The 16,728-nt window shown below is 70.4% G+C and carries 14 protein-coding genes; 4 read left to right on the forward strand and 10 right to left on the reverse strand.

The annotated features are described in order from the left end of the window. Positions 1-9 precede the first annotated feature (9 nt). The 8 genes from AB0J91_RS09455 to AB0J91_RS09490 all read right to left on the reverse strand — a co-directional run bounded on the left by AB0J91_RS09455 (position 10) and on the right by AB0J91_RS09490 (position 8,298). Positions 10-1,158, reverse strand: a complete 1,149-nt coding sequence (locus AB0J91_RS09455) for a thiolase family protein (protein ID WP_363865869.1) — start codon at positions 1,156-1,158, stop codon at positions 10-12. Beyond that, positions 1,155-1,574, reverse strand: a complete 420-nt coding sequence (locus AB0J91_RS09460; RefSeq protein WP_363865872.1) for an OB-fold domain-containing protein — start codon at positions 1,572-1,574, stop codon at positions 1,155-1,157. Before AB0J91_RS09460 ends, AB0J91_RS09455 begins: the two co-directional genes overlap by 4 nt. Positions 1,575-1,585: 11 nt before the next feature. Then, positions 1,586-2,404, reverse strand: a complete 819-nt coding sequence (locus AB0J91_RS09465; protein WP_363865875.1) for an SDR family oxidoreductase — start codon at positions 2,402-2,404, stop codon at positions 1,586-1,588. A 30-nt stretch (positions 2,405-2,434) separates the two neighbouring features. Then, a complete protein-coding gene (locus AB0J91_RS09470) occupies positions 2,435-3,655 on the reverse strand; it encodes an acyl-CoA dehydrogenase family protein (protein ID WP_363865878.1) in 1,221 nt (406 codons plus the stop codon). Then, positions 3,652-4,419, reverse strand: a complete 768-nt coding sequence (locus tag AB0J91_RS09475) for an SDR family oxidoreductase (RefSeq protein WP_363865881.1) — start codon at positions 4,417-4,419, stop codon at positions 3,652-3,654. Before AB0J91_RS09475 ends, AB0J91_RS09470 begins: the two co-directional genes overlap by 4 nt. Next, positions 4,416-5,423, reverse strand: a complete 1,008-nt coding sequence (locus tag AB0J91_RS09480) for a phosphotransferase family protein (RefSeq protein WP_363865884.1) — start codon at positions 5,421-5,423, stop codon at positions 4,416-4,418. The genes AB0J91_RS09475 and AB0J91_RS09480 overlap by 4 nt, the downstream gene beginning before the upstream one ends. A gap of 60 nt (positions 5,424-5,483) precedes the next feature. After that, a complete protein-coding gene (locus tag AB0J91_RS09485; RefSeq protein WP_363865886.1) occupies positions 5,484-6,272 on the reverse strand; it encodes an enoyl-CoA hydratase/isomerase family protein in 789 nt (262 codons plus the stop codon). Between the two features lie 82 nt (positions 6,273-6,354). Then, the gene (locus tag AB0J91_RS09490; RefSeq protein WP_363865889.1) at positions 6,355-8,298 is read right to left on the reverse strand and encodes an FAD-dependent oxidoreductase; all 1,944 of its coding nucleotides are present in this window, start codon (positions 8,296-8,298) and stop codon (positions 6,355-6,357) included. A 95-nt stretch (positions 8,299-8,393) separates the two neighbouring features. On the opposite strand from AB0J91_RS09490, the gene AB0J91_RS09495 reads away from it, so the two are divergent. The 3 genes from AB0J91_RS09495 (at position 8,394) to AB0J91_RS09505 (ending at position 11,973) form a co-directional block, all read left to right on the forward strand. After that, positions 8,394-9,434, forward strand: coding sequence for an alcohol dehydrogenase catalytic domain-containing protein (locus AB0J91_RS09495; RefSeq protein WP_363865892.1), 1,041 nt, complete (start codon positions 8,394-8,396; stop codon positions 9,432-9,434). A gap of 25 nt (positions 9,435-9,459) precedes the next feature. Next, positions 9,460-10,482, forward strand: coding sequence for an NADP-dependent oxidoreductase (locus AB0J91_RS09500; protein ID WP_363865895.1), 1,023 nt, complete (start codon positions 9,460-9,462; stop codon positions 10,480-10,482). A gap of 150 nt (positions 10,483-10,632) precedes the next feature. Continuing rightward, a complete protein-coding gene (locus AB0J91_RS09505) occupies positions 10,633-11,973 on the forward strand; it encodes an MFS transporter (protein WP_363865898.1) in 1,341 nt (446 codons plus the stop codon). Here the strand turns inward: AB0J91_RS09505 and AB0J91_RS09510 are convergent. Beyond that, positions 11,968-13,317 carry a DUF1254 domain-containing protein gene (locus tag AB0J91_RS09510; RefSeq protein WP_363865901.1) on the reverse strand — a complete coding sequence of 450 codons (1,350 nt, stop codon included), beginning with the start codon at positions 13,315-13,317 and terminating at the stop codon, positions 11,968-11,970. The two genes, AB0J91_RS09505 and AB0J91_RS09510, sit on opposite strands and share 6 nt — an antisense overlap. 107 nt (positions 13,318-13,424) lie before the next feature. Between AB0J91_RS09510 and AB0J91_RS09515 the strand changes: the two genes are divergently transcribed. Further along, positions 13,425-14,723, forward strand: coding sequence for a DUF1214 domain-containing protein (locus AB0J91_RS09515; RefSeq protein ID WP_363865904.1), 1,299 nt, complete (start codon positions 13,425-13,427; stop codon positions 14,721-14,723). A 10-nt stretch (positions 14,724-14,733) separates the two neighbouring features. Here the strand turns inward: AB0J91_RS09515 and AB0J91_RS09520 are convergent, their stop codons facing one another. Next, the gene (locus tag AB0J91_RS09520; protein ID WP_363865907.1) at positions 14,734-16,590 is read right to left on the reverse strand and encodes an EAL domain-containing protein; all 1,857 of its coding nucleotides are present in this window, start codon (positions 16,588-16,590) and stop codon (positions 14,734-14,736) included. Between the last annotated feature and the right edge of the window lie 138 nt (positions 16,591-16,728).

Raw genomic sequence — 16,728 nt, forward strand, 5'->3', positions numbered from 1 at the left:
ATCGTCCTCTCAACGGGTCAGAACCGTGCACGCGCTGATCCCCGGCGCACCGTAGACATGCGTGAACCCCACCCGCGGTCGAGACGGCACCTGGTGGGCGCCGGCGTCACCGCGCAGCTGGAGCGCGTTCTCGTAGATCTGGCGCAGCCCGGAGGCGCCGACCGGCTCACCGTTGGCGATGCACCCGCCGTCGGTGTTGATCGGCAGCCGCCCGTGGATCGCGTTGTCCCCGGCCTTGATCAGCCGCTCCTGCTCACCGTGCTCGCACAGCCCGGTCTCGGCCATGTGCATCAGCTCCGCACCGGACTCGGTGTCCTGGATCTGCGCAACGTCCACTTCGGACGGACCGATCCCGGCGGCCTCGAACGCCGCCTGCGACGCCTCCACCGTCGGCGACTCCGCGCGCTCCACGGCGATCCAGGGCGCGTACACCTCGAACGATCCGTAGCGCCGGCTGCGGAACGCCGCACCCCGCAGGAAGATCGGCTTGTCGGTGTACCGGCTCGCCTCCTCCGCGCGGCACAGCACCAGGGCGGCCGCGCCCTCACCCGGTGAGCAGTACATGTACTGGGTCAGCGGATGCGAGATCATCGGCGCTGCGGCGATGTCCGCCGCGGTGAGCTCGGCTCGCCGCCACGCGTTCGGGTTCAGCGCTCCGTTGCGGAACGACTTCTCCGCGATCAACGCGAGGACGTCGGGGCTGATGTCGTGGTCGTGCAGGTACCGCTGGATCTTCATGCCGAAGAACTGGGTGGTGACCATCATCCCGGTCTCGCCGTACCACGAGCCGATGCCGTGCTCGGCCGGGTCGACGTTGAACGCGCCCCTGGGATGCTTGTCGAAGCCGATCACGATGCCGAGGTCGTGCTGCCCGGAGCGGATCGCGGCGTCGGCCGAGATCAGCGCCGAACCACCGGTGGCACAACCGTTGGCCACGTTGATGAACGGCAACCCGGTCAGCCCCAACTCCGAGACCAGCGTGTCGGCGTCCCCGGCCGAGTGCGAGCCGCCGAACCCGAACTGCATGTCCGAGAAGGACAAGCCCGCGTCCCGCAACGCCTCCCGCGCGGCGTGCACCGCCTGAGCGCGGCCGGAGACGCCCTCGGTCCGTCCGAACCGGTGAATCCCGATCCCGACGATCGCCACTCCGTCCGTCATGTCCGCACCTCCCGGTCCGGGGCGAACGCGAAGGTGTGCACCGTCGCGCCGTCGTCGGCGGTCCGGAACGGCACCAGCTCCAGGTGCATCGGCATCCCGATTTCCAGCGCCTCCGGATCCGATTCCGTCAACCGGGTTTCCACCAGGAGCTGTCCCGGCAGCTCGACGTAGCCCAACCCGAACGGCTCGAACTCCTCCGGTCCCGCGTACGGCTCCTTCGGGCGGAAGCCCTGGACCGTGAACGTCCAGAGCGTGCCGTTGCGCGCCAGCGGAGTGTCCACCATGGAATCTCCGGTGCAGCGCGGGCAGCCCGCCTGCCGGGGGAACGTGCACGCGGCGCAGTCGGCGCACCGGCTGCCCAGCAACGCGGGTCCGTCAGGCGTGTCGGTGACGAGCGCGTCGTCCACCAACCTCATGGCGACTCCTGTCATGGCGCGGCCAGCCTCCCCCCGTCTACGGCCAGCAGCGACCCGGTCGTGTAGCTGGACGTCGGTCCGCACAGGTGCAGCGCCGCTCCGACGATCTCCGCGGGATCACCTCCGCGCTTCGAGGGCCAGGTCTCGGCCATCTCCTCGAACGCGTCCATGTCCCACGCCGAACTGATGTCGGTGAAGAACGGCCCCGCGAGGATCGTGTTCACCCGCACCAGCGGCCCGTACTCCTGCGCGAAGCCCGCGGTGAGCGTGTTCAACGCCGACTTCGCCGCCGCGTACGGCAGATCGCCGCGAGTCGGTCGAACCGAGGCCATCGAGGAGATGTTGAGGATGGCGCCGCCGTCGCGGGAGGCCATCCGCTCGCCCGCGAGGGCCATCAGGCGGAACGGCCCCTTGAGGTTGACTCCGATCACCTTGTCGAACAGCTGCTCCGACACCTCGGCCAGGCTCGGGTAGACCGGAGCGATGCCCGCGTTGTTCACGACGATGTCGACCGGCCCGAGGGACTCCTCCACCTCGTCGAGCAAGGCGGGGAGTCGTTCCCAATCACCGACGTGAGCTCCGTGCGCGGTCACCCGGCGTCCCGTGGCCTCGGCGAGTTCGCCCGCGAGCTGCTCGCAGGCGTCCTTCTTCCGGGACACCACCGCCACATCCGCACCGGCGGCGGCGAAGGCGATCGAGATCTCCCGGCCGAGCCCGCGCGAACCACCGGTCACCAGCGCGGTGCGCCCTCGGAGCGGGTTCTGCTGCGGCCGCGCCGCGGCGACCGCCTCCGCCACGGTGCGCGCCGATCCTGAGCTGTCTGGCTGCATGGCCACTCCCGTCTCGTGTCCGTCCTGCCGCTACCGCGGGATGTCGCGCCACGGGACGTTCTTGTCCCCGCGCGGTTCGGTGGGCAGGCCGAGAATGCGTTCGGCGATGATGTTGCGCTGGATCTCGTCCGACCCGCCCGCGATCCGGTACCCGGGTGCGCCGAGCACGTGCTCGGTCCACTGGTACGCGTCGTCACCGGTGTCGGCGATCAGCCGGTTTCCGAGCACGGTGGCCGCGACTTCGCTGACCTGCTTGAGCTTCTGCGCCCACGCGAGCTTGCGCAGCGAGCCGATGGCCGACGGTTCGCCACCGTCCAGCCGCGCCTCGCGGTCCCGGGTGGCCGCCAGTTCACCGAGCTTCTCCTGCACCCACACGTCGGCCAGGCCGCGCCGCACGTCGGGGTCGCCGAGCCTGCCCAGCCTGCGCGCGGTCGCCACCAGGTGCCGATAACCGCCGCCGAGTTCGGTGTTCGCACCGGAGTGGCTGCGCTCGAACCCCAGGGTGGCGAGGGTGACCTTCCAGCCCGCACCGACCTCACCGAGACGCCACTCGTCCGGGATGCGGACGTCGTCGAGGAAGACCTCGCAGAACGACGATCCTCCCGACATCTGACGCAGCGGCCGCACCTCGACGCCGGGGGTGTCCATCGGCAGCAGGAACGCCGTGAGGCCGCGGTGCTTCGGGACGTCCGGGTCGGTGCGAGCGATGAGCTCGCCCCACCCGGCGAACTGGGCACCGGAGCTCCAGACCTTCTGCCCGTTGACCACCCACTCCGCTCCTCGCCGCTCGGCCCGGGTGGCCAGCCCGGCGAGGTCGGATCCCGCGGACGGTTCGGAGAACAGCTGGCAGGCGAGCTCGTCGCCGCGCAGCAGCGGCCGGACGAGGCGCCGGCGCTGCTCGGGGGTGCCGAACAGGTCGATCGTCGGTGCGATCAGATGCGCGCTGACCGACGCCAGCTCGTGCTGGCCCGGCGTGTCGAACGCACGCTCCAGCTCCGCGAACGCCTCCTCGTGCGCGGGTGTCAGCCCGCCGCCTCCGTCGGATTCGGGCCAGGTCAGCGCGCCGTATCCGGAGTCGAACTTGCGGCGCTGCCATGCGCAGACGCGGTCGAGCAGCGCGCGTTCCTCATCAGCCGGCAGGTTGTGGAACACCGACACCGACGCGCGGGACGCATCGGTGTCCTGCCGCGGAGTCGCGTTCTGCGCAAGCCATTTCCGCGCCTCGGCGACGAAATCATCGATGCTCGTCATCGGGCCGTCCACCCTCCATCGACCGCCAGCACCTGACCGGTGCAGTAGCTCGACGCCGCTGATGCGAGGAAGAGCAGCGCGCCGTCCAGCTCGGAGCCCTCTCCGGCCCGGCGGAGCATGGTGTTGCGCTCGATCCAGCGCACCGACCGGTCGTCGGCGAACAGTTCGTCGTTCATCTCCGTGTGGAACCACCCCGGCGCCAGCGCGTTGACGCGCACGCCGCGCTCACCCCAGTGCCCGGCGAGTTCCCGGGTGAGGCCGATCAGCCCGGCTTTGGCCGAGGCGTAGCTCGCGCCGCCCAGCGGTGCCGCGGAGACCAGCCCGAGGATCGAGCTGACGTTGATCACCGACAGCGACCCGGCGTCGGCCGCGCGAGCCGCGAGCTGCGCCAGGTGGAAAGGCGCGACCAGGTTGGTGCCGAGCACGCCCGCGAATCCGGACGGCGTCTCGTCCGACGGCTTCGCGCCGCTTTCCGTGCCGGCGTTGTTCACCAGCACATCGACCGCTCCGCTCTCGGCGGTGATCGCGGCGATCAGCGCCTCCCTGGCCTCCTCGTCCGAGAGGTCGGCCGGCAGGACGCGCAGCGCCGGATTCGTCGCCGCCAGCGCGTCGAGCTTCTCCTTGCGCCGGGCCGTGATCCACACGGTCGCGCCCGCTGCGGCCAGCACGGTCGCGAACCGCGCACCCAGGCCCGACGACGCGCCGGTGACCAGCGCGGTCCTGCCCTGCATCCCGAACAGCTCCCCGGGAGTCGGCACCGTCATCGCGACCACTCCTCGAGGATCGAACGCCCGGAAACGATCAGCGCGTCGATGGTGGCCGGCAGCTGCTCCTGAACGGGGTCGTGGTGCACGCCCTCGCGATGCCGCTTCAGGTTGTGCCCCATGATCGCGGCCATCTTCATCCGCCCGAGCGCGCGGAACCACGCGTAGTCCGGTGGCTCCGGGTTCCCGCAGGCCGCGAGCAGCTCCGCTTCGGACGGCAGCTCCGGCACGACGCGGCCGACACCGGGGAACAACGCGCCGTCGGTGAACACGCCGAACCAGCCGAGGTCGACCCGCGGATCACCGATGCTCCAGATCTCCCAGTCGACCAGCGCGGTCGGCTCGGCACCCGCGCAGAGCAGGTTTCCGAGCCGGAAGTCGCCGTGCACCAGCACCGGGGCCACCGCCTCGGGCACCGCGGCCTCCAGCGCGGACAGCAGCGCGTCCGAACCGGAGCGGAGCTCCTCGGGAACGGCGTGCATCGTCCTGGTCCAGCGCGCGAGCTCGTCCGCGGGGCGGAGCGGTTCCGGGACATCGCCGCCCGCCGAGCGCAAGCCGGCTTCGATCTCCGCGAGAGGAACGGCGTGGAGCTCGCCGAGGATGCGTGCCGCCGCGACCATCCGCTCCCGGGCGATCCCCGGTGGGAGCGGATGGTCTTCGAGCACCGGTTCCTCCGCCGTTCCCCGAGCGCGCTCCATGGCGAACCAAGCCGGTTCCACCTCGCTCCGGGCGGTGACGGCCGGCAGCGGCAGCCCGGACCCGATGCCGGCCCCGGCCAGCGCCGACAGCACGTGCGACTGCCGCAGGACGTCGTTGCGTCCCACCGCGCGCCGCCCCGGCGGCACCGCCTTGACGACGTGGTCGTTCCCGACGGGGTCGGTGACCACGTAGGTCAGTCCGCTGCGGCCACCGTCCAGCGTCCGCAACGGGCCTGACCCGCCGAGCTTGGCACGCACCCGCGCACCGAGCTCGGGATCGGCGTCCACGACGGCCGACTTCGTCATCGCAAGCTCCTTCGCCAGCAAGGCCACCACTGCTCGATCACCACGCAACGGACCACCGGCTCAGCGACCGGTCCACTTCGGATCGCGCTTCTCCAGGAACGCGGAGACACCTTCGGCCGCGTCCTGGGAGTTGAGCGTGACGCCCACCGCGAGGTGCTCCAGCACCATCAGCGAGGCGATGTCGGCGTCCAGACCCCGGTCCACCGCCATCTTGGTGAGCTTCATCTGGAACGGGCTCTTGTCCGTGAGGTGGCTGATGAACTCCTCGACGGTCTCGTCGAGCTCGTCGGCCGGGGCGCTGGTGTTGACGAGGTCGAAGTCGTCGGCCTCCTTGCCGCTGAGCAGCTTGCCGGTGAGCATGAGTTCCTTGGTCTTGCGGATGCCCAGCATGCGCGGCAGGCGGTAGATCGGACCGGCGCCGCCGAACAGGGCTCGGCGGATGTGGAAGTCGCCGATCTTCGCGTCCTCGTCGGCGATCGCGAAGTCGCAGGAGATCATGACCTCGAACCCGCCGGCGGTGGCGTAGCCCTCGATGACGGCCACCGACGGAGTCGACATGTTGTAGAGCCGGTCGCAGACCTTGGCCGACACCACGGCGACGTCCATCGCGGTGCTCGAACCGATGAAGTCGGACTGCAGGCTGTCCAGGTCGAAGCCGGACGAGAAGGTGTTCTCACGCCCGCGGAAGACCAGGACGCGCAGCTCGGGGTCGTTGTCGATCTCGGTGATGATCTCGTCGAGCCGGTTGAGCATCGGCACCGTGATGCAGTTGCGCTTGTGCGGGCGGTTCAGCCAGACGCGCGCGACGTTGCCGTCCTTCTCGAACTGGATGTCGTCCTCGACTGCCATGTTTTCCTCCTTGAACTGACTTCAATTCAATACTGGGTCGCGGACTGGCCCCTGTCAATACTTCGAGCGCTCCCGGTGTCGCTCAGGAGGACACGTCGAGCTCGACAGCGAGGCCTGCGGCCCGTCCCTCGGCGATGGCATGGCCGACCTGGCGGGGCGCGACGCAGTCCCCGATCGCGCTCGCGCACGCGCCGTTCGCCCCCGTCAACGGCCGGGCCAGACGTTCACCGACCTGCACCACGACATCGGCGTCCACGGCCTCCCGGCTCCCGTCGAAGACGTTCTCCAGCTGCGCCACCGGTTTCGCAGCCACCAGCCGATGCAGGACGCGAACCCGCAACGGCGCCCCCTGATGGCGTTCGAGGAACTGGGTGCGCGACTCCGCGGGGATCGTCGCGGCGAACCCCGCCCCCGGAGTCACGTAGACCACCCGAGCCACATCGGATGCCAGCGCGGTCTCGATGGCACCGATCCCCTGCCACCAACCGAACCCGTCATCGGCGATGACCACCGTTTCCGCGCCGTCGAACAGCTCGCGCGTGACGTCCCAGGAACGCACCGCACCCGGAATCGGAGATGCGGCCTCGTTCGCACCGATCGCCCACACGACCTCACCGGCCGCCGCGACGTCCGCGTCGGACACCGGAGCTCCCAGGCGCAGGTCGATGTCCAGCGCGTCGATCCGCCGCCGGAAGTAGGTGATCAGATCGGCCCAGCCGGACCGGTTCGGCACCGCCGCAGCCAGACGCAGCTGACCACCGATGTCGCGTTCCTCCTCCACCAGCGTCACGCGCACGCCGCGCTCGGCGGCGGTGACAGCGCACTCCAGCCCCGCGGGTCCGGCACCGACGACGAGCAGGCCGCCCTCCCGCCGCCTTCGCGGTGGGGCCAGCACCAGTGGCCGCGCCGGCCTGCGCGCCTCGCCCGCGGGTGCGAGGTCGGGATTGACGACGCACAGGCCCGTGGGTTCGTAGGTGCGGCAGTCCTGCAGGCAGGCCGTGCACGGCCGGATCTCCTCGGCGCGGCCCCCGAGCACCTTGCGGGCGAAGTCCGGGTCGGCGATGTGCGCCCGCGCTGACCCCACCAGGTCGGCGGCGCCACTGGTCAGCGCCTCAGCGATGCCCTCCGCATCGCGGAACGCCGAGCACAGCACGAGCGGGACGTCCAGGGCCGCGCGCAGCTCGGCCGACCGGCCCAGCAGCGGAGGCCGGTCCGTGGCCATGTCCGGCACGTACCGCCCGCGATCACCCCAGGTGAAGTTGAGGTAGTCGAACGGCGCCTCGGCCGCGACGCACGGCAACGACTCGACGAGGTGATCAGTGGTCAGGTGCGCGGGGCCGCTGCCTTCCGTGGACACCCGGACTCCGATGACCGCATCGTCACCCGCCCCTTCGCGCACCGCCTGCACGACCTCGGCGAGCGCACGCGCCCGCCCGGCCGCACCGCCGCCGTACCGGTCAGAGCGGGTGTTCGCGGCCGGCGACAGGAACTGCGCGAGCAGGTAGCCGTGCGCCGCGTGGATCTCGATGACCTGGAACCCCGCCTCGGCGCAGTGCCGTGCGCTGAGCCGGAAATCGTCGGCGATCCGAGCGAACTCCTCGGTGCCGAGCGCGCGAGCGGCGGCGGGTTCGCGCGGGCCCCGGATCGGGCTCGGGGCGACGAACGGCAGGAACGTCCCCGCACCCAGCGTCTCCCTGCCGAGGTGACCGAGCTGGATCCCGGCCACCGCACCACCGGAGCGGATGCTCTCGGCGCGCAGTCTCAGGCCCGGCAGGGCCCGCCCGGCGTAGGCCTCGGTGAGGATCCGGTTGCGCAGGATGGAGTCGGGCGACACCTGGGTGCCGCCGGTGATGATCAACCCGGCCCCACCGCGGGACAGACGGGACCAGTAGCGCGCGTCCTGCTCGTCGGGAACGCCTTCGGTGACGGTCGCGAGTCCGTGGGCGGAAACGACCAGCCGGTTGCGGAGTTCGAGCGAGCCGATCCGGAAGGGCCTGTTGGCGGGGTGGTTCACGGAGCTGTTCACAACATCCCCAATTCACACGTTGTGACAGAGACTTGGATTCACCATACTGAACTCACTTCAATTCAGAGTCCAGGCCTGAACCGATGAGGAGCAGCATGCGCGCGTACCGGATGTTCGCCGACGGCAGCAGCGGGCTGACCGAGATCGCCTCGCCCGTGCCGACGGCCGGCCAGGTTCGGCTGGAGGTCCTGGCCGCCGGCATCTGCCAGTCGGACCTGCACGTCATCGACGCGGCCGGCACCGGACCTGCCACGGCCTGGCCGACGCCGTACACGCTCGGCCACGAGATCTGCGGGCGGGTCGCCGAACTCGGGCCGGGCACGACCGGTGTCCACGTCGGCGACCAGGTGATCGTCCACAGCCCGTGGGGGTGCGGGCAGTGCCCGCGGTGCGCGGCGGGAAGGCCGAACTACTGCGACCGCCCCGATCCGAACGCGGCGGGCATCGGTCTGGGCGTCAACGGCGGGCTCGCCGATGAGGTGGTCGTCGAGGCCGGGCGCCTCGTTCCCGCCGACGGTCTCGATCCGGCCCTCGCGGCGACGCTGGCCGACGCGGGGCTCACGTCGTACCACGCGATCAGCGGCTGCCGGGACGCGCTCGCCGAACCGGACGCGATCGCGCTCGTGATCGGCGTCGGCGGCCTGGGCCACCTCGCGATCAGCGTTCTCACCGCCACCTCGAACGCCCACGTCATCGCCGTGGACGTCCGCGCCGACGCCCGCGAACTCGCGCTCACCTGCGGCGCAGCCACCGCCTGCGCACCGGACGAGGTGCACGGCGCGCTGCACGGGCGGCGCGCGGACGTCGTGCTGGACTTCGTCGGCAGCGACGCGACGATGGCGCTGGCCGCGCGATCGCTGCGGCGGAGCGGCGAGATCGTCGTCATCGGCAGCGCAGGCGGCACGCTGCCCGTCGCGAAGGGCGCCGCGCTGCCCCCGGGAGCGCGGGTGCACCTCCCGTTCTGGGGAGCCCTCGACGAACTCGTCGAGGTCGTCGCGCTCGCGCGCGAGCACGGCCTCCGCGCCGAGACCACGACCTACCCGCTCGACGACGCGGACCGGGCGCTCGACGACCTCCGGCACGGCCGGGTCCTCGGCCGCGCCGTGGTCCTCCCCCAGCGCAGCCCGAAGCCCTGAAAACCCACAACCTCCAGGAGACCTCGTGGAAAGCGTTCAAGTGCAGGTGCTCGAGCTGCCGGCCGGCGAGGTCGGCCGGCACCACTTCGAGCTCACGACCGTCGACCTGCCTGACCCCGGCCCGGGGCAGGTGCTGGTGCGCAACACGTGGACATCGGTGGATCCCGGGCTGCGGCTGCGGCTGCGCGCCGACGCACCGCAGGGCTACTTCCCCGCCTTCCCTCCCGGCGAGGCGATGGACGGCGTCTTCGCCGTCGGCGTCGTCGAGGAGTCGCAGGCCGAAGGCTTCCCCGTCGGCAGCACGGTGTGGCACTCCTACGGCTGGCGCAGCCGTGCGGTGGTCGATTCCGGCGAGGTCGCGATGAACGGCATCGCGAACCTGCGCCGGCTCGACGTCGACGGGATTCCGGCCCAGGCGTACCTGGGCCCGCTCGGCGCGATGGGCCTGACCGCCTACGCGGGCCTGCACGTGATCGACGCGCTGGCCGACACCGGCACGATCTGGGTGTCGGCCGCTGCCGGCGCCGTCGGGAACCTGGTCTGCCAGATCGCGAAGCTCAGCGGCCTCCGGGTCGTGGCCAGCGCCGGAAGCGACGAGAAGGTGGCCTGGCTGCTCGACGAGATCGGCGTGGACACCGCCTTCAACTGGCGGTCGCGACCGTTGACGGAGTCGCTGCAGCAGGCCGCGCCCGAGGGTCTGGACCTCTGCTTCGACTCCGTCGGCGGCGCTCACCTCGAAGCCGCGCTCGACGCGTTGAACGACCGCGGCCGGATCGCGCTGTGCGGGTCGATCTCCGAGTACGACGGTGCGGCAGCCGGGCCGCGCAACCTGTTCCTCGCCACCTCGAAGAACCTCACGCTGTGCGGATTCCGCGGCAGCGCCCACGTTCCGCTGCTCGACGAGATGCAGCGACGGCTCGGCGGCTGGCTCGCCGAGGGGCGCCTCGTCCACCGGGAGACCGTCTACGAAGGACTCGAGTCCGCACCCACCGCGCTGGCCGACATGATGGCCGGGCGCACAACGGGCAAGACCCTCGTCCGGATCTGAGTGCGTGAGAGCTCGCACGCGCGCCCCCTTCGACTTTCGGCACCACCCTCCGCCCGAAGAAGTAGTTGAACTGATGTCAATTCATATCTACGGTGTCGACACTGCGGCCGAAGGACTGCGACGGTCGTTGCCGAGCGCAAAGGAGCGCCGATGTCGACACAAGCAATGCGTGATCGCGAACGCTTGGCCCGCCGTGCCAGCGTGGCAGCATCAGCCGGAACCGCCATCGAGTACTACGACTTCGCCATCTACGGTTACCTCGCCGTCGTTCTGGCACCGCTCTTCTTCCCCGCGGGCGACAGTCTCGTCGGTCTGCTCGGGACGCTGGGGGTGGTCGCCACCGGATCTCTGGCGAGACCCCTCGGCGGCTTGATCTTCGGTCGCATCGGCGACCGGCGCGGCCGCAAGGCCGTGCTCATGGCCACCGTCGCGGTGATGGGGACGGCCACGATGCTGACCGGGCTGCTGCCCACCTACGCCTCCATCGGCATCGGGGCACCCATCCTCCTGACCCTCCTGCGCATCGTTCAGGGCCTTGCGGCGGGAGGGGAGATCGGCGGGGCAGCCTCGCTGTCCACCGAATCGGCCCCGTCCCGGCGGCGCGGCCTGTTCGGGTCCGCGACCTCGATCGGGATTTCGCTCGGCATCGCCGGCGCCGCCGGGACCGTCGCGGTCCTGAGCGCCCTCACGTCCACGCAGCAGATGAGCAGCTGGGGCTGGCGTGTGCCGTTCCTCATCGCCGCGCCCCTGCTGGTGGGGGCGGTCGCTTACCGGATGCGGGTCGAGGACTCCCCGCTGTTCGTGCAGATGGCAAAGAGATCGGCGCCGCCCAAGGCGCCCGTGACCGAGGTGCTTCGGACGCACAAGGCCTCCGTCCTGCGGGTCATCGGCATCGCCTACTCGACCATGACCACCGGCGGGATCGCCTCGGTCTACCTGCTCGTCCACCTCTCGGCGGTGCTGGACTACCCGCTGACCGGGTCGCTGTGGCTGATCGTGCTGATCGTGCTCATGCCGCTGGCGGTCATCCCGTGGGCAGGCGCCCTGAGCGACCGTCTCGGTCGACGCCGCGTCCTCGCAGGCGCGATGCTGGGGTTCGTCCTGCTCGCGGTCCCGTGCTTCTGGGTGATGCAGCAGGGTTCGCTCGTCCTGGCCATCGTTGCCGCGCTGGTGCTCAACATCCCCTTCAGCATCCAGCAGGGCGTGGTCTACACCCAGTACAGCGAGTTGTTCCCGACCAGGGTTCGCTACACCGGGATCTCGCTCGGCTTCAACGTGGGCGGCGTCATCGGGACGGGACTCGTGTCCCTGATCGCCACCGGGCTGGTCCAGGTCACCGGCCTCACGATCGCTCCGGCTTTCTACGCGGTGTTCGCCGCGCTGACCGGTCTCATCGTCGTCGCGACGATGCGCGAGACCTCGCGGGAGGACATGTCCGAGGAGGAGAGCCCGGCTGCCGACGAGCCGGACTCCCCGCCGGTTCGGTCATAGGTCGTCCGCGGCGCCCGCTCCGCGACGCACCGGAGCGGGCAGCCAGGACCCCGCGACGACTTCCTGCCCGGGCGAGTAGATGCGCAGGATCAGGTAGAACTCGCCCTCCGGGCACGGAAGCCAGTTCGCGGCACCGGGATCGGCGTGGCTGAGCACCAACCGCGCCGGTCCCCCGTCACCGACGAGCGCGGCACTGCCCAGGGCGTGGCGGTGCACGGGGTTGGCGTGGAGCCGACCCGTCTCGACGTGGTAGAGGGTCACGCTCCAGAACGCGGTGTGCGGTGGCTGCGCGGCGAATTCGAGGACGTACGGACCATCGCGCCCGGCCAGCCTCTGCCCGGTGGAGTCCACGTGCGTGTTGAACGACGTGTTCTCCTCTGCGACGTTCGCGCCGAGACCGACGTGGTTCATCACCGCCCGAGCGAGGAAGTTGTGCCCGTGCGCCCCCTTGTCGAGGACGCGCGTCCAGCCGGTCCCGGTGGCAACGCCCAGCTGGGGGCGCGAGGAGCGCAGCAGGGTCTGCGCGGTGGCGAAGGAGCGCTCCAGCGCGCCCGCCGTTGCCGGGTCGAGCGCCGCCGGATCCCAGGGCGTCGGCCCGAGCAACCCCAGGGCCCGGAACTGCCGCACGTGGACCCATTCGTCACGGGGGAAGGCGTTGAGGCGCAGCACCGCGTCGAACGCCCGGTAGAACGCGCGCCAGTCCTCCTCGACCTCATCGGCGCCCACGACGGGACCGAGGTCGCCGCCGGGTGCCCCACCCGCCAAGGTGACCTGGTCCTGGAGCTCGTGGACCACGTCGAGGTCACCGTCCAGCACCTGGATTCGCAGCAGCAGCCAGATGATGGCGGTCGCCACCCGCACGACGGTGACGTCATCGGGCGCTTCTCCCGTCCAGTCGGGCGGGACCAGCCAGTAGCGGGCCGCGGCCGCGCCGAAGGTCCGGGCGCTGATGTTGATGGAGTTGCTGTAGGCGTCGACCACCTGGACGGTGAAGTAGCGCGTTCCGAAGTCCGGGAGCCGAAGCTCGACCGGTTCCGCACCCACGTGCACCCAGGCGTTGGAGTAGAGGGTGTCCACATTGGGCGCCCGGAAGGCTCGGAACTCGGGGCCGGCCGGGCTGCGCTCGTGGAGGAACGAGGCCATCGGTCCCGGCGCGCCGGGGCGCAGCACCTGCTCCGACATCTGCGCGTACTGCAGCACGGCGGGCGTGGCGTAGATCGTGGCCTGCACGCCCAGCGCCTCGATCCAGGACGCGCGGCTCCCCTGCTCGGCCGGGAATACGTCGTCACTCGCGGATTTCCCGACCTGGGGCAGATCGTTCGTGTCGTAGCCGAGCGGACCCATGTCTCCCACCCATCCTCACGTGCGCGTCATGTTGTGGATATCGCGCCCCGAGGGCGCGCGGTTCGGCTATGCTAATTGAACCGAGTTCAGATCAGTAGGGAGGCGGCGTGGCCGACGATCGAACGATGGACCTGGACGAGGCCGCGCGGGCGGTCCAGGTGTGGGCCTACCCCCTCGTCTTCGCCCAGCGGGTGCGCCTCAACTTCACCCAGCCGCTGGACCCGACCGCGGAGCGACCGCTCAACTCCGCGGGTGCCCCGCTGAACACCTTCGGACACCAGCGCCGGCTCTCCGATCCGACGCTGACCGTTGGCGTCGCCCCCAACGTCGACACCCTCTACTCGGTCGCCTGGCTGGACGTCCGGCACAACGACTTCACCCTGAAGTTCCCGGACTTCGGCACCCGATACGCGAGCTTCCAACTCGCCCTGCCCGACACCAGCACCCCGATCACGATCAGCGCACCGGCCCCGGGCGAACGCCTGCCCGCGGTCTCGATCGCAGCCGGACCGGAACAGCTCGAAGTCACCGACGGCGAGGTCCGGCTGCACACCCCGTGGCGCTACGTCATGGTCGTCGGGCGGATCTTGGTCGAGCCGGAGGCATCAGACGAGGCTCTCGCCGACGTCCATCGGCTGCAGGACTCGATCGACCTGCAGCGCCTTCCCGTCGCTGCTCCGCCGCCACCCACCTACGACCTGGACCTCGCCCACGTGTCCCGCGAGGCCGAAACCACCGATCCGGACACCTTCGCCCTCGCGCTCCGACAGGTCGTGGCCGACGCCGACCCCGCACTCGTCGACGACTCGCTCCGACTGGCGTTGACCCGGCTGCTGGACAACCCCGCTCAACCGGCGGCCGCCGACGGCCTGCGGCGCGGGCTGCAAGACATCGCCGACCACGTGCGCGGACTCGGGAGGCAGATCAACGGGTGGGCGATCAACGACATCGGAACCGATTTCGGCGCCGACCACCTGCTGCGGGCGGCCGTGGCCCACTCGCAGATCTTCATCAACCCCGTCTCCGAAGCGCTGTACCCGCTCTGCGAGGTCGACTCCAGCGGAGACCTCCTCGACGGGGGCGCGCACGACTACCGGCTGACGTTCGAGAGCGGATCGCTGCCCCCGGTCGGCGCGTTCTGGTCCCTGACCGCCTACCACGCGAAGGGTCTGCTCGTGGCCAACGAGATCGGTCGGTACGCCATCGGTGATCGCACTCCCCGGCTCACCTACGACCCGGACGGATCGCTGACGATCCAGATCAGCGCCGCGCGACCTGATGCGGCGGCGAACTGGCTCCCGGTGCCGGCGGGCCCGTTCAGGCTGATGCTCAGGCTCTACCGACCGACGACCACGAAGTGGGACCCACCCCCGGTAATCCCGGTGCCCCGACGAGAAGTGCCCTGAACTTCCGCGCCTACTGCGGCAGGGTGGCCAGGGTGCCCCGCGACAGCAGGGTGCGGAAATCGGCGGCGGGCAGCGGCGGGGAGAAGTACCAGCCCTGGTACGCCTGGCAACCCAGCCGATCGAGTTGGTCGAACTGGGCCGCGGTCTCGACCCCCTCCGCGATGCAGGTGTGGCCCGTGGCCCGAGCCATGCCGATCACCGCCTCGACGAGCGCCCGATCGGTGTGATCGGTGGCCATTCCGGCGATGAAGTGGCGGTCGATCTTGATGAGCTGGGTCGGTATGTCCTTCAGGCGGCTCAGGGACGAATAGCCCGTGCCGAAGTCGTCCACGGCGAACCGCAGCCCCTTCTCGGCGAGCTGTCCCATCGAGTCGCAGGCGCGATCGGTCAGGCCCGCGAGGGGCGTTTCCGTGATCTCCAGGACGACGCGTGGCCAGGCCAGGCCGCTGTCGTTGATCACGTCGGTGAGTTCGTCGGCGAAGTGTTCGGTGTCCGGGAGCAGACCGCTGAGGTTGATCGCGATTCCGGCAGGACGCGGTGACGGCCAGGTCGCGGCTTCACTCAGTGCGCGGCGCAGCACGTAGCGGTCCAGGTCGCGCACGAGGTCGCCTCCTTCCGCGACTTCGAGGACCAGGTCCGGAGCCAGCACGCCGTGTTCAAGATGGCGCCAGCGCAGCAACGCCTCGGCCATGACGATGGTGCCGGCGCCGTCAACGATGGGCTGGTAGTGCAGTTCGACGTCGGAATGAGCGATCGCGTCCCGGAGGTCGGTTTCGAGGTGCAGCTGCCGGTTGATGGTCGTCATCAGGGCTGGATGGGCGTGCGACACCTGCCCCGGCCCCGCGTCCTTCGCCTCGAACATCGCCGCGTCGGCGAACCGCAGCAGGTCGTCGCCAGTGGTGCCCGGTTCGTTGACCACTGCCGCGCCGACCGCGGCGGACACCAGCACCACGTGGCCGCGGAGCGGGATCGCGGCGCGCAGGAGATCCGAGACCTCCTCGGTGAGCGCGTCGAGTCCGCCGACGGCGTCCACATCGGAGCAGACGATGACGAACTCGTCCCCCGAGATGTGCGCAGGTGTGCATCCGGCAGGCAAGCCGGTGCTCAACCGATGCGCCAACGCGAGCAGCAGTTCGTCACCCGCCTCGTGGCCGAGCCCGTCGTTGACGCGCTTGAAGTTGTCGAGGTCGCAGTACAGCACCGCTACCTGCGCGCGAATCCCGTTGGCGAGCAGGCCATCGAGGAGTTCTCGGATACCGCGCCGGTTCGGCAACCCGGTCAACTCGTCGTGCGTGGCCTGCTGGTGCCACTCGTTGACTTCGCGAGTTCGAGCGACGCGAAGGTCGGCGCTGGTCCGCAGATGCTGATCGAGCTTCGCGGCGATCGCCACCGCGCCCGCCGCTTCCTCGGCGAACATGGCCACCCGCGGGAGGACCGACGCGGTACCGCCTTCGCTGCGGTCGTACACGGTCAGCGATGCGATCACCGAGCCCCTGACCAGCAGCGGCACCGACATCACCGAGCGAGCGCCGACGTCGGCGGCGTGCTGGACGAACTCCCACCAGCGTGACTCGTGTCCCAGGCTGTCGCTCGTGACGATCTCGCCGGTGCGCAACGCCTGCAGGCACGGCCCGTCACCCACGACCTGCTGCACCTCGTCGAGACCTGCGGCGAAAGCATCACTGGCTCGGGACGTGAACGGCGCCCGCCCCTCAGCACCGGGAACGGTCAGCCCGCAGGACAAGGCCCCGGAACCCACACCGGCGACGCGCGAGAGGACCTCGTCGAGGAAATCTTCCAGAGTGTCCGTCGACAAGATCATGTCGGACAACGGCGCCGGAACCGTGTCCGAGCCGGGAACAGCCATGGCATGTCATCCTTCCAGGCAGCACAACGTCTTTGCGGCGCCTAACAGCGACATACCAGGGTCCGGGGCCCGCCCCGCCACTTCGCGAACACTACGCCCCACGCACGATCACCGCTACGACCGACAACATCCTTTTCG

Origin of the sequence: Saccharopolyspora sp. NPDC049357, assembly GCF_040677225.1 — a bacterium.
Lineage (GTDB): Bacteria > Actinomycetota > Actinomycetes > Mycobacteriales > Pseudonocardiaceae > Saccharopolyspora.

Bases quoted from the DNA above. Each gene is read 5' to 3' on its own strand.
- AB0J91_RS09455 (WP_363865869.1), bottom strand. From the start codon at position 1,158: ATGACGGACGGAGTGGCGATCGTCGGGATCGGGATTCACCGGTTCGGA.
- AB0J91_RS09460 (WP_363865872.1), bottom strand. From the start codon at position 1,574: ATGAGGTTGGTGGACGACGCGCTCGTCACCGACACGCCTGACGGACCC.
- AB0J91_RS09465 (WP_363865875.1), bottom strand. From the start codon at position 2,404: ATGCAGCCAGACAGCTCAGGATCGGCGCGCACCGTGGCGGAGGCGGTC.
- AB0J91_RS09470 (WP_363865878.1), bottom strand. From the start codon at position 3,655: ATGACGAGCATCGATGATTTCGTCGCCGAGGCGCGGAAATGGCTTGCG.
- AB0J91_RS09475 (WP_363865881.1), bottom strand. From the start codon at position 4,419: ATGACGGTGCCGACTCCCGGGGAGCTGTTCGGGATGCAGGGCAGGACC.
- AB0J91_RS09480 (WP_363865884.1), bottom strand. From the start codon at position 5,423: ATGACGAAGTCGGCCGTCGTGGACGCCGATCCCGAGCTCGGTGCGCGG.
- AB0J91_RS09485 (WP_363865886.1), bottom strand. From the start codon at position 6,272: ATGGCAGTCGAGGACGACATCCAGTTCGAGAAGGACGGCAACGTCGCG.
- AB0J91_RS09495 (WP_363865892.1), top strand. From the start codon at position 8,394: ATGCGCGCGTACCGGATGTTCGCCGACGGCAGCAGCGGGCTGACCGAG.
- AB0J91_RS09505 (WP_363865898.1), top strand. From the start codon at position 10,633: ATGTCGACACAAGCAATGCGTGATCGCGAACGCTTGGCCCGCCGTGCC.
- AB0J91_RS09510 (WP_363865901.1), bottom strand. From the start codon at position 13,317: ATGGGTCCGCTCGGCTACGACACGAACGATCTGCCCCAGGTCGGGAAA.
- AB0J91_RS09520 (WP_363865907.1), bottom strand. From the start codon at position 16,590: ATGGCTGTTCCCGGCTCGGACACGGTTCCGGCGCCGTTGTCCGACATG.